The organism is Nonomuraea sp. CA-141351 (assembly GCF_050944675.1).
In the GTDB taxonomy this organism is placed as follows: Bacteria; Actinomycetota; Actinomycetes; order Streptosporangiales; family Streptosporangiaceae; genus Nonomuraea.
This window is the reverse complement of record NZ_CP191982.1, coordinates 7515796-7527785: the sequence shown is the minus strand read 5'-3', so window position 1 is coordinate 7527785 and position 11990 is coordinate 7515796. Positions and strand designations below refer to the sequence as shown.

At 69.4% G+C, this 11990-nt stretch carries 13 protein-coding genes; 2 read left to right on the top strand and 11 right to left on the bottom strand.

The window, feature by feature from the left end:
- Position 1: 1 nt before the first annotated feature.
- From ACQPWU_RS35535 to ACQPWU_RS35485, 11 genes are all read right to left on the bottom strand, one after another.
- Positions 2-958 carry a carbohydrate ABC transporter permease gene (locus ACQPWU_RS35535; RefSeq protein WP_433429658.1) on the bottom strand — a complete coding sequence of 319 codons (957 nt, stop codon included), beginning with the start codon at positions 956-958 and terminating at the stop codon, positions 2-4.
- Positions 958-1869 carry a carbohydrate ABC transporter permease gene (locus ACQPWU_RS35530; protein ID WP_433429656.1) on the bottom strand — a complete coding sequence of 304 codons (912 nt, stop codon included), beginning with the start codon at positions 1867-1869 and terminating at the stop codon, positions 958-960. The genes ACQPWU_RS35535 and ACQPWU_RS35530 overlap by 1 nt, the downstream gene beginning before the upstream one ends.
- A 54-nt stretch (positions 1870-1923) precedes the next feature.
- A complete protein-coding gene (locus ACQPWU_RS35525) occupies positions 1924-3180 on the bottom strand; it encodes an extracellular solute-binding protein (RefSeq protein WP_433429654.1) in 1257 nt (418 codons plus the stop codon).
- 196 nt (positions 3181-3376) lie between these two features.
- Positions 3377-4417 (bottom strand): LacI family DNA-binding transcriptional regulator, encoded by a 1041-nt coding sequence (locus ACQPWU_RS35520; protein WP_433429652.1) that lies wholly within the window; start codon positions 4415-4417, stop codon positions 3377-3379.
- 194 nt (positions 4418-4611) lie between these two features.
- The gene (locus tag ACQPWU_RS35515; RefSeq protein WP_433429650.1) at positions 4612-5217 is read right to left on the bottom strand and encodes a response regulator; all 606 of its coding nucleotides are present in this window, start codon (positions 5215-5217) and stop codon (positions 4612-4614) included.
- Positions 5214-6356 carry a sensor histidine kinase gene (locus ACQPWU_RS35510; protein WP_433429649.1) on the bottom strand — a complete coding sequence of 381 codons (1143 nt, stop codon included), beginning with the start codon at positions 6354-6356 and terminating at the stop codon, positions 5214-5216. The genes ACQPWU_RS35515 and ACQPWU_RS35510 overlap by 4 nt, the downstream gene beginning before the upstream one ends.
- A complete protein-coding gene (locus tag ACQPWU_RS35505) occupies positions 6353-7087 on the bottom strand; it encodes an ABC transporter permease (protein WP_433429647.1) in 735 nt (244 codons plus the stop codon). The genes ACQPWU_RS35510 and ACQPWU_RS35505 overlap by 4 nt, the downstream gene beginning before the upstream one ends.
- Complete coding sequence (locus ACQPWU_RS35500; protein WP_433429646.1) at positions 7087-7971, bottom strand: ABC transporter ATP-binding protein; 885 nt, start codon at positions 7969-7971, stop codon at positions 7087-7089. Before ACQPWU_RS35500 ends, ACQPWU_RS35505 begins: the two co-directional genes overlap by 1 nt.
- Positions 7972-8078: 107 nt before the next feature.
- Positions 8079-8924, bottom strand: a complete 846-nt coding sequence (hisG, locus tag ACQPWU_RS35495) for an ATP phosphoribosyltransferase (RefSeq protein WP_360693398.1) — start codon at positions 8922-8924, stop codon at positions 8079-8081.
- A gap of 64 nt (positions 8925-8988) precedes the next feature.
- Positions 8989-9252, bottom strand: a complete 264-nt coding sequence (locus ACQPWU_RS35490; RefSeq protein ID WP_020547470.1) for a phosphoribosyl-ATP diphosphatase — start codon at positions 9250-9252, stop codon at positions 8989-8991.
- A 102-nt stretch (positions 9253-9354) separates the two neighbouring features.
- Positions 9355-10380, bottom strand: coding sequence for an EAL domain-containing protein (locus tag ACQPWU_RS35485; protein ID WP_433429644.1), 1026 nt, complete (start codon positions 10378-10380; stop codon positions 9355-9357).
- A 117-nt stretch (positions 10381-10497) separates the two neighbouring features.
- On the opposite strand from ACQPWU_RS35485, the gene ACQPWU_RS35480 reads away from it, so the two are divergent.
- The gene (locus ACQPWU_RS35480) at positions 10498-11172 is read left to right on the top strand and encodes an acVLRF1 family peptidyl-tRNA hydrolase (protein WP_433429642.1); all 675 of its coding nucleotides are present in this window, start codon (positions 10498-10500) and stop codon (positions 11170-11172) included.
- Positions 11173-11383: 211 nt separating this feature from the next.
- Positions 11384-11989 (top strand): Uma2 family endonuclease, encoded by a 606-nt coding sequence (locus ACQPWU_RS35475; RefSeq protein ID WP_433429641.1) that lies wholly within the window; start codon positions 11384-11386, stop codon positions 11987-11989.
- The last annotated feature ends 1 nt before the right edge of the window (position 11990 follow it).

Below are 11990 nucleotides of genomic sequence, written 5' to 3'. Positions count from 1 at the left end.
GTCAGCCCTTGAGGCCGCTGAGCGCGATGCCTCTGGTGAAGTACTTCTGGAAGATCAGGAAGAAGACGATCGTCGGGGCCGACGCGAGCAGCCCGCCCGCCATGATCGCACCTTGGTGGTCGGGCCCGGTGAAGTAGGAGTTGAGCCTGGCCAGCGCGACGGGGATGTTCGCCATCTGGTCGCTCTGCACGATGATGAGCGGCCAGAGGAAGTTGTTCCACTCCGCGAGCACGATGAAGATCGACATCGCGGCGAGTGCCGGCCGCAGCAGCGGCAGCACGATCTTCCACCAGATCCGCCACTCCCCGGCGCCGTCCACCCTGGCCGCCTGGATCAGCTCGTTCGGTATCGACTGCAGGAACTGCACCAGGAAGAACAGCACGAACGCCTTGGCCAGCGCCGGGACGATGTAGGCCGCGTAGCTGTCCAGCCAGCCCAGGTTCCGCATGATCACATAGTTCGGGATCAGCGTGGTCTGCCAGGGCACCATCATCGAGGCGATGATCAGCAGGAAGATGGTCCGGCGCCCCTTGATGTCGTGCTTGGCGATCACGTACGCGGCCAGCGAGCAGATCAGCAGCGACCCGACGGTGATGGCGGTGGTGATGAGGATGCTGTTGAACATGAACCGCCAGAACCCGAAGTCCACCTGGTAACGCTGGAAGATGCCCTGCAGGTGGCCGGGATTGATCCCCTTGGGGGTCCACTCCGTGTCGTAGAAGTTGGCGAAGGTGGGGGACTGCGGCACGAACGACGGAGGCGTCCTGGCCAGCTCCCTCGGTGGCTTGAACACCGTGATGATCAGCCAGTAGAACGGCGCGATCATCGTCAGCGCCAGCAGGTAGAACGGCAGGCGCAGCAGATGCCCGTTGATCCGGGAGCGTCGGCTGCCGCCTGTCTCCGCCCTGTGCGGGGGCTGCTGGACCGGGGCGATCGTGTCCATCGGGGCGACGGCCATCACAGCTCCTTCATGGCGCGGCCTACGCGCAGGTTGACGAGGCTCAGCACGAAGATGATCAGGAAGAGCACCCACGCGATCGCGGAGGCGTAGCCCAGCCTGAAGTGGGTGAATCCCTGGTCGTAGAGGTAGGGGACGATCATCAGGCCCGAGTCGAGCACGCCGCCGACGGTGTTGGCGCCCGTCGAGAAGACGATGTAGACGGCCTCGAACACCTGGAACGCGCCGATCAGGCCGGTCACCACCACGTACGTGGTGACGGGGCGCAGCAACGGCAGCGTGATGTGGCGGAACTGCCGCCAGGTGGACGCGCCGTCGATCTTGGCGGCCTCGTAGTACTCCTCGGGGATCGAGCCGAGCCCGGCCACGTACAGCACCATGCCGTAGCCCATGCCGCCCCACACCGACATCAGCACCAGGATCGGGATCGCCAGGCCCGGTGTGGCAAGCCAGGCGACGGCGTTGCCGCCGAACCAGGCCACGATCGTGTTGGCCAGGCCCACGTCGCTGGGGTACAGAACCCACTTCCACATCAGCATGAGCGCGATGGAGGAGGTCACCGAGGGCAGGAAGAACACGGTGCGCATGATCCGGTGCAGCCAGCCGGTGCCGTTGAACGCCAGGGCGAGGCAGAGTGACAGCAGTGTGCCGAGCACGACCGACCCCACCACGTACAGGGCCGTGTTGCTCAGCGCGTGGCGGAACCTGGCGTCCGAGGCCAGCTGCACGAAGTTGTCCAGGCCGGTGAACACCGCGGGATTGATCCCGTCGAACTTGGTGAAGCTCAGGAAGAGCGAGTTGGCCAGCGGCCAGATCAGAAACCCCGCGAACAGCGCGAGGAAGGGCAGCAGCATCGCGTACGAGGTGCCGTAGCGGCGCAGCCTGCTGCGCAGGGGGATGGGGGAGGCCATGTCAGACTCCTGGATCCAGGCCGGGACCGGGCCGCGCCGGTCCCGGCGGGGCGGCTAACCGGCGTTGCGCTCCATGACCTTGGCGGCCTCCGCCAGCGCGGTCTTGACGTCCGACTTGCCCAGGATGACCGACTGGAGCTGCTTGGCGACGTCCGACGCGCTCTCGTCCCAGCCCGGGCAGCCCGGTGCGGCCTTGCCCGTCTTGATCGACGCTTCGAACACCTGAGCCTGCTCGGGCGTGAACACCGAGCCGTTCACGATCTTGTCGGGACGCGGCGAGATGTAGGAGATGTTCCGCTTCTTGGCCTCGTCCGCGATCGCGGCGATGGCCTCGTCGGTGTACATGAACTTGACGAAGTCCGTGCCCGTGTCGACGTACTTGCTGAAGGAGGTCACGCCGATCGCCCGGCCGCCGATGAACGCGGTCGGCCCGGCGGGGCCCGCGGGGATCGTGGTCATCGCCCACTTGCCCTTCAGCTTGGGCTTGTTGATGTCGATGCCCTTGGCGATCCAGTTGCCCGCCACCACCATCGCGGTGCCGGTGTCCAGCGCGTCGGAGCCCTCCACGGTGGCGGTGGGCGCGCCGTGCTTCTTGTAGAGGTCCGCCCAGTACGTCAGCGCCTGCTCGGCCTGCGGGGTGTTGAGCGAGGGCTTGCAGTCGGCGGTGTAGAACGAGCCGCCGGCCTGGTAGAGGTAGTTGAAGTAGCCGATCCAGTCCAGGTTGCCCCAGTCCTGGCTGTAGGGCTTCTTCACGCCGGCCGCCTTGAGCTTGTCGATGGCCGCGGTCAGCTCGTCCCAGGTCTTGGGCGGCTCGACCTTGGCCTTCTCCAGCAGGTCGGTGCGGTAGTAGAGGGCCATGGTCGACATGTCCAGCGGCACGCCGTACACCGAGCCGTCGGGGGAGACGGCCGACTCCCACTGGGCGGGCTGCGCCTGCGCCTTGAGCGAGTCGGCGCCGTACTTGCGCAGATCCACCATGGCGCCCCTGGTGCCGAACTGGATGGTCCAGGTCATGCCGCCGGAGATGATGTCCGGTCCGCTGCGGCTGGTAGCCGCCGCCAGCAGCTTGGCGTACGCATCGCTCCACGACAGGGTCTGCACCTTGATCGTCACGTTCGGGTGCTTCTGGTGGTAGAGGTCGGCCGCCTTCTGGAAGGTCGCGGTCTCGTCATCTCCGCCCGTGGACCAGAAGGACAGGGTCGCAGGGGCGTTCTGGTCTGCCTGTTTGGTCTCCGTCTGGCCGCTCGTGGCGCAGGCCGCGCTCAGGACCGCCAGCAGGACCGTGCTGCACGCTGCCATCGTTCGTCGCATGGGGGCTATCCGATCTATCGGTCGGATGGGCGCCGGGGCTCCCCTTCGGCGGGGGCGTGCGGATGTGCGAGGGCATCCCCACGACCGGTGCCCAATTTCTATGGTGTAGGGATCTCACCACTTAAACGGATAAGTTACAATAGCCAGCCTCGGAGGTTGCTGAAATGTTTCCCCTCATGGCAGCGCTGACCTGTGACTACATAGCCCGTGAAACGGTTCGGTCACGGCCTGCGGGGGCGGTGCTGCCCCGGGGCAGCAGGCGTGCCGGCGGCCCCTCCAGGCTCCCCGTCTCCCCGCTTCCGATCAGCCGGAGCAGGGTCTGGGCGGCGTGGGCGCCGCAGGCGGGGATGTCGCGCGTCACCGCCGTCAGCGACGGCCGCACCACCTGGGAGAGCGGCGAGTCGTCCCAGCCCACGATCGACAGCTCGGCGGGGACGTCGAGGCGCATCTCCTGGGCGACCGACAGCCCCGCCACCGCCATGATGTCGTTGTCGTAGACGATCGCGGTGGGCCTGGGCCGGGAGCTGAGCAGGCGCCTGGTCGCCCGGGCGCCCTGCTCGCCCGTGTAGTCGGTGTGGGCGACCGGATGCTCGGTCACGCCCGACTCGGCGCAGATATCCGCGAACGCCTCGTCCCTGATCCTGGTGTGGAGCAGCGCCGGCAGCCCGGCCACCCTGGCGATGTGCCGGTGGCCGAGCGCCGCGAGATATTCGATCACCTCGCGCATCACGGCCACCTCGTCCGACCACACCGCGGGGAGCGTGCCGGCGCCCGACGGGTGCCCGGTCACCACCGCCGGCATGCCGAGCCGCTCGACCACCGGCACCCGGGGATCGTCGGCGTGCAGGTCGACCAGGATCGCGCCGTCTATCCTGCCCTCGCCCCACCAACGCCGGTAGACCGCGATCTCGGCCTCGTGGTCGGGCACCACCTGCAGCATGAGCGCGCACGAGCTGGCCGCCAGCTCGCCCTCGATGCCGCTGATCAGCTCCATGAAGAACGGCTCCATGCCGAGGAAGCGCGCTGGGCGGCACAGGACGAGGCCGATGGCGTCGGCCCTGGCGCCGCTGAGCGAGCGCGCGGCCAGGTTGGGACGCCATCCGATCTCCTGGGCGATCGCCTGGATGCGCGCCCTGGTCTCCGCGGAGACGCCGGGCTGGCCGTTCAGGGCGTAGGAGACGGCACCTTTGGACACGCCGGCCCGCCTGGCGATGTCGGCGATCGTTGGCCTCTTCACCCCGTGCTCCTCTCCGCGCTACCTTTGACTGAACCGTATCAGCGATATTGCGCGCCACCCTGACGCTTTCGCCGCCCGCAGCGCAGCTTTCGGATCAGATCGCGGCTCTCACCGGCGACAACGCGCCAGTTTGCCATGAAGCGGTTCAGTAACCGAGTGAAAATCTGGCCGGACGCTCGGACCGCCACGGCGCGTCAGAGCCACCCCTGCGACTTGGCGCGCTGCACCGCCTCGATGCGGTTGCGGGCGTGCGTCTTCTGGATGGCCGACGACAGGTAGTTGCGCACGGTCCCCTCCGACAGGTGCAGCTTGTGCGCGATGTCGCCGATCGTCGAGCCGTCGGCCGCCGCCTCCAGCACGTCCCGCTCCCGCCCCGACAGCGGGTTGGGCCCCGCGCTGAGCGCCGCCGCAGCCAGTCCGGGGTCGATCACGCGCTCTCCCGCGTGCACCCGCCGGATGGCCGCCGCCAGCTCCCTGGCGGGGCTGTCCTTCACCATGAACGCCGACGCCCCCGCCTCCATGGCGGTACGCAGGTAGCCGGGCCGCCCGAACGTGGTCAGGATCATCACCCGGCACCCGGGCACCTCCTGGGTGATCTTCGCACAGGCCGCGAGCCCGTCCATGCCGGGCATCTCGATGTCCAGCAGCGCGATGTCGGGCTGGACCTCGGCCGCGACCGCGACCGCCTCCACCCCGTCGGCGGCCTCGCCTGCCACCTCGATGTCGGGCTCAAGGCCCAGCAGGGACGCCAGCGCGCCGCGTACCATGCCCTGATCCTCGGCCAGCATCACGCGGATCACGCGCACGCCTCCGTCCCGGCCGGGACCAGCACCCGCAGCCGGTGACCGCCGCCCGGCGTGGGGCCCGCCGCCACCGTGCCGCCCGCGCCCGCCACCCGCTCGTCGAGCCCGCGCAGCCCACTGCCCATCTCGTACGGCCCGTCGCCGCCCTTTCCGTTGTCCACGATCTCCAGAGTGGCCTGTTCGCCGTCGAACGTCACCTTGATCTCGCACCGCGTGGCCCGCGCATGGCGCACGACGTTGGTGGTGCCCTCGCGTACGGACCAGCCAAGCAGCCCGTCGAGCAGGCCGGGCAGCGGCGTGCCGGAGACCCGCACCTCGGCCTCCACGCCCGCCGCGCGTAACACGGCCCTGGCGCTGTCGATCTCCTCCGGTAAGCTGCGCTGCCGGTAGCCGGTGACGGCCTCGCGCACCTCCTCCAACGCCTTCCTGGCGACGGACTCGATGTCGGCGATCTCCTTGTGCGTCTTCGGTGAGTCCTCGGCCAGCCGCCCGGCCAGCTCGCTCTTGAGCACGATCAGCGACAGGCTGTGCCCGAGCAGGTCGTGCAGGTCGCGGGCGATGCGCAGCCGCTCCTCCGTGGCCGCCAGCCTGGCCACCTCGTCCTGGGCCACGCGCAGCTTGACGGAGAGCGCCCTGGTGTTGCGCACGCTGATGAACAGCACGCCGAGCGTCAGCACCTGCAGCCCCAGCACGATGATCGTGTCGGCGTCGTCATGGTTGGCCAGGCCCGAGCCGACGACGACCGCCAGGGTGGTGAGCATCGCCCACACCGCCCACACGGCCGGCAGCGTGAACCCGTACAGCACGACGGAGTAGACGGGCAGGCTCAGCCAGGAGCCGCCGAAGATGAGCGCGCCGGTCACGCCGAGAACGCTGGTCACCACGAGGAGCGGATAGGTCAGGCGGCTCCGTTCGAAGAAGCTCCTGTTGGCCAGCACCGTCGCGAGGAAGCATGAGACGAACGCGAGGAGCAGCACCCCGGCCGCGATCGCCCGGCCCCCTTTGAGGGTGCCCGACACGATGTCGGTCAGGGGGAAGACCAGGTAGACCAGGCCCACGGAGATGCCGATCAGCCGCCGCTTGCGCGACGGCTTGCCATCGGCGTCCCCGAAGGTGATCCTCTCGGCGAAGCTCATGCCCGTACGGTAGCCCGCCGGTAGAGGAAGACGGCAGCGCCCCCCAGCACGACTCCCCACCCGGCGACGACCAGGACGTCCGTCATGGGCAGGCCGTGGCCGGCGACGAGGCTCTGGCCCAGCCTGGCGTAGTGGAACGACGGGGTGACGTCCGCGATCGTGCGCATGGTGTCGCCGAACACCTCGGGCGGGAACCACAGCCCGCCGGCGATCGCCAGCGCGAACATGCAGATCATCGCGGCCGGCTGGGCGGCGTCGGCCGAGAACATCGACCCGATGGCCAGGCCAAGAGCGACGAACGGCAGCACGCCCAGCCACATCGTGAGCAGCAGCGGCGCCCACGTGCCGAGCGGCAGCGACACCCCCTGCTGCACCACCGCGACCACGCTCACCAGCACCAGCGAGGGCAGCACGAGGAGCATGGCGGCGCCGAGCTTGGTCGCGATGATCGCCCAGCTCGGCAGCGGGGTGATCTGGAGCTGGCGCAGCCAGCCGGACTGCCGCTCGGTGGCCCACGGCACCGCCGTGCTCATCATGGAGGAGGCCAGCGCCCCGTAGGCGGCCATCGAGACCATCAGGATGACGCTGTACTGCACGCCGCCCGGACCGGTCTGCTTGCCGTAGATGTTGGCGTTGATCACGTAGAGCACGACGGGGAAGGCGACCACGAAGACGATGTAGCGCCGGTTGCGCAGCATCCTCAGTGCCTCGGTCTTGGCGTAGTAGAGCATCAGGACTCCCTGGTGAGCGCGAGGAAGGCGGCTTCGAGGTCGGCGCTGGAGAGCTTCAGCTCACGCACGTCGAGTGTGGTGTCCCGGTAGAGCCCGGCGAGGGTGGCGTCGGTGTCGGTGGTGTGCAGGGTGGCCGTGCCGGCGACCACCTCCACGGCCGTGACCGCGGGCAGCCGGTCGAGCCCGGCCGCTGGCTGGTCGCCGAGGGCGAAGCTGACGGTGTGGCCGCCGGCCCCGGCCTTGATCTCGGCGGCGGTGCCGTCGGCGGCCAGCCGCCCCTTGGCGATGACGATCACCCGGTCGGAGTGCTCGTCTGCCTCCTCCAGGTAGTGGGTGGCGAACAGCACGGTCCTGCCGCCCGCCGCGTAGTCGTGCATGCCGGCCCAGAACCGCAGCCTGGACTCCACGTCCATGGCGGCGGTCGGCTCGTCGAGCAGCAGGATCCTGGGCGCCCCCGCGATGGCCAGGGCGAACCTGACGCGCTGCGACTGGCCGCCGGACAGCTTGTTCGCCCGCCGGCCCGCGAGGTCGGTCAGGTCGGCCAGCTTGAGGATCTCCTCCAGGCCGAGCGGGCGGGGGTAGAGCCGGCGTACGAGGTCGACGAGCTCCTTGACGGACAGCTCGGGAATGAGCGCGCCGTTCTGGAGCATGGCGCCCATCTCGCCGGACCTGACCGCCTCGTTGGGGGCGCGGCCGTGGACGGCGACCGTGCCGCTGGTCGGCTTGAGCAGGCCGAGCAGCAGGTTGATGGAGGTGGACTTGCCCGCGCCGTTGGGGCCGAGCAGGGCCACGGTGTTGCCGGGCTCGATGGCGAGCGAGAGGTCGTCGACGGCGAGCACGTCCCCGTAGTGCTTGCTGACGTGGTCGAACACGATGGCGTTCATGGAAAGAACGCTAGGGCCGGGGATCTGCCGCGGTTAGTGCGTTCCTTCCGGCGTTGGCCATGACATTTGTCAGGCCGACGCCGGAAGCCCTGCTCAGCGCCCTGGGCTCAGATGCGGCAGGCGTAGATGTCGGTGACCAGGATGGCTCGCGCGCCGATGTCCCACAGCTGGTCCATCACCCGCTGGTGGCCGTGGCGGCGGACCATGGCCCGCACGGCGACCCAGCCCTCGCGGTGCAGCGGCGAGACCGTGGGGCCCTCCATGCCGGGCGTGAGGGCGATGGCCTCCTCGATACGCTCGGCGCGGATGTCGTAGTCCATCATGACGAAGTCGCGGGCGTGCACGACTCCCTGGAAGCGGCGGACGAGCTGCTCGACGCCGGGCGTGTCGGGCGAGCTCTGCTGCTTGATCAGCACGGCCTCCGAGCGCATGATCGGCTCGCCGAACACCTCGAGACCGACGTTGCGCAGCGTGGTGCCGGTCTCCACGACGTCGGCCACCGCGTCGGCCACGCCGAGCCGGATGGCGGTCTCGACGGCGCCGTCCAGCTTGATCACGCGGGCGTCGACGCCCTGGTCGGAGAGGTATTTGTCGAGCAGGCCCGCGTAGGAGGTGGCGATGCGCCGGCCGTTGAGGTCTTCGGCCGAGGTCATCGTGCCGGCCGCGGCGGCCAGGCGGAAGGTGGAGCCGCCGAAGCCGAGCGGCATGATCTCCTCGACCGGCGCGCCGGAGTCGACCAGCATGTCCCTGCCGGTGATGCCGACGTCGAGCGTGCCTTCGCCGACGTAGACGGCGATGTCGCGGGGGCGCAGGAAGAACAGCTCACAGCCGTTGGCCTCGTCGACGACGACGAGCTCCTTGCTGTCCCTGCGTGAGCGGTAGCCGGCCTCTTTGAGCATGTTCTGGGCGGCCTCGCTGAGCGCGCCCTTGTTGGGTACTGCCAGACGCAGCATGTTCAGGTCCTCGACTTGTCTCGTGGTTGCTTCTCCAGGGACTTGGTGGCGGGCGCCGCGCGCCCTAGAGATGCTTGTAGACCTGGTCGAGGCCGATGCCCTTGGCGATCATGAGCACCTGCACGTGGTAGAGGAGCTGCGAGATCTCCTCGGCAGCCCTGTCGTCCGACTCGTGCTCGGCGGCCATCCAGCTTTCGGCGGCCTCCTCGACGACCTTCTTGCCGATGGCATGGACGCCGGCGTCGAGCGCGGCCACGGTGCCCGAGCCCGCGGGCCGGGTCCTGGCCTTCTCTGACAGCTCGGCGAACAGCTCTTCGAAGGTCTTCATGGTCTCTCTCGTAGGTTGGCTGACGTGCTTGTCAAGCGTCTCTGAGCAGCTTAGCGGTCCTTTGCGAGGAACCGCGTCTGAGTTCGTACCCACCGTGCCCGGTCATCGCCCTCTGATCGAGGTCACCTGCCTGATCAGGTCGGAGACGCGGACGATGCCCAGGCAGCGGTTCATCTCGTCGGTGACCACCAGGTCGTCGTAGACGCGGGCCGAGTCCCTGCCCGCGGCCTGCATGGCGGCTATCGCCGGGGTGGTCCGGGGCACCGTGCGGGGCGGGTCGGCCAGCCGCTGCGCCGGTTTCTGGCCGTGGAGGGCGTGCCCGTAGCGGGCCGCGAACGACAGCAGGAAGCGGCTCCTGTCCAGGCTGCCCTTGGGCCGCTGGAACTCGTCCACCAGGATCACGCTGGTGATCGTGGGTTCGTGGCCGAACGCCTTGACCGCGTCCTCGGCCTTCGCCTCCTCGGGCAGCGTCACCGCCGGGATGAGCAGCTCCTGGACGCGCGGCCCGAGCATGGCGCCGGCGGGCTCGTCGGTGACGGGCAGCGGCACCCGTACCTTGCCGTCGGGTCCGGGGGCGAGCAGGGGGCCGTGGGCGAGGCGGACACCGATGCCGCGGGCCACCGCGAGCTGCGGCTCGCGTTCGACGCCCGGGGCCAGCACGTGGGCGCCGATGCCGCGGGCCAGCGTGACCACCGCCCGCGCCACCGCGGATGCGCGGTGGTCGCCCGGGATGCGCGCGACCAGCTCCGGGTCGAGGGCCAGCAGGTACGGGTTCGAGTCCGTGGCCAGGTCGAGGGCCGCGCCGACCGTCCCGACGTCGGCGAAGCCGAGAAGGTAGCCGATCGTGCGCAGGCCGTCGAGCCCGACCCTCAGGAGCGGGCGGTCCTCCTCCTGGCACGATCCAGTGAGCAGCAGGATGGCCTCCCGCGGATGCCTGCCCGCCCTTCTGAGGGCTTCGTGCAGCGGCGCCAGCGCGCCGGCGCCCGCCAGGACGAACTTGATGGGCAGCTCCAGCACCATGGGCAGAGGGGCCGCTCTGAGCGTGCCCGTGGAGTCGACGACCGCCGGGTGGGCGATGACCGCCCCGGTGTCGAGATCCACCAAGGGGCTTGTGAGCAGGGAGGACACGTACAGATGCTGCTGCAACGGCGGGGGGTGCAGAAGCCCTGGGAGCCAGAATTTACCGACATTTCGTTTTGACTCCGGATGTGCTAGGGGGCAACACTTCTCGGTTAGCCTTCGGGCATGAGTGCGCGTCCGGCCAGGGGCGGCGGCCGGTGGGTGACGGTGCCGCCGGAGCGCCTGCATCCGTGGATCGACGGTTTCGCGGGGCGTCACGGGCCCTTCTCGGCTTCCGGCGATGACCGCGTCGTGCGGCTGCTGGCCGCCGACGGGGCGCTGGCCGAGCTGCACGTGCCGTTCCCGCCCATGACGCCGCCCGGGCCGCCGCACGTCACCCGGTTCGTCGCCCACGCGCAGGCGGAGCGGCAGGTGGGGGTGTTCCTGGTGCGGCTCGGGGGCTACGCCGCCGGGGTCTTCTCCGGGGCGTCGCTGGTGGCGTCCAAGGTGGGGTCGCGGCTGGTGCAAGGGCGTACGGCGGCGGGCGGGTGGTCGCAGCAGCGCTTCGCCCGGCGCCGGCAGAACCAGGCGGCCCAGGCGTACGACGACGCGGTGGAGACGGCGGTGCGGGTGCTGTCGCCGTACTTGGAGGAGCTGGACGCGGTGGTGCTGGGCGGGGACCGCCGGGCCGTGGACGCCCTGCGCGCCGACCGGCGGCTCGCGCCCCTGCTCGCCCTGGAGGCGGAGCCGTTCCTGGTGGTGCCCGATCCGAAGCTGGCCGTGCTCCGCGACACGCCGGCCACCTTCCGCGCGGTCCGTGTCCGCGTGGTGGATCCCCCCGACGCCAGCCTTCCGGGATGACCTCAAGGTCCTTGACCACGGCCGTCCAGTGGCGGCGCAGCCGGCGGTCGAGGGCGCGCCTTGGGGGTGACAGTCACTTGGGTCTGGCGGGAGGCGGCAACAAGGGTTCCGTTGCGACCTCGGGCAGCTGTACGTATCGGCTGTCCGGCCTTCCGACCACCACGCGATACTCTTCGTGTCTGTACGAACACGTAGGGGGCCCATCATGGTCATGGCATCACGCAGGCGTCCCTGCAGGCTCACGCCGGAGACCGACACTGCGCCGCTACCCGCCACAGCCCGCGAGCTGTTCGACGCGCTGCCGCCCCTTCCCGGCCTCCGCGCCGAAGTCATCGATGGGAGATTGATCGTGAGCCCCGTCGGCACCCCCGAACACGCAAGAATCACGATGCTGATCTACCGCACGTTGCTTCCTCTGCTCGTTCAACGTGGCTGGGACGGCTTTGCGGGCAATGTGGACGTCTGCATCGATGGACCGTGGACTCCGGTCGAGCCCGATTTCGTGCTCGCCCCGCCTGACTGCCGTCGCTGGGGCGACCGGGAGTTGCTGTCTTCGGGTCTGCTGATGGTGGCCGAGGTGATCTCGCCGAGCAGTGTCGAAGACGATCGGGTGAAGAAGCCTCCCATGTACGCCGCAGGCGGCGTTCCAGTCATGCTTCTGGTGGACCCGATCGCCATACCGCCCACCGTCACTGTGCTCAGCGACGCCAAAGAAGGCGAATACCAGACCGTCACTCGCGTCGCCATGGGATCCACGGTGCACATCCCCGACCCGATCGGCTTCGACCTCGACACCGCTGTCTTCTCCGAGCTCTAAG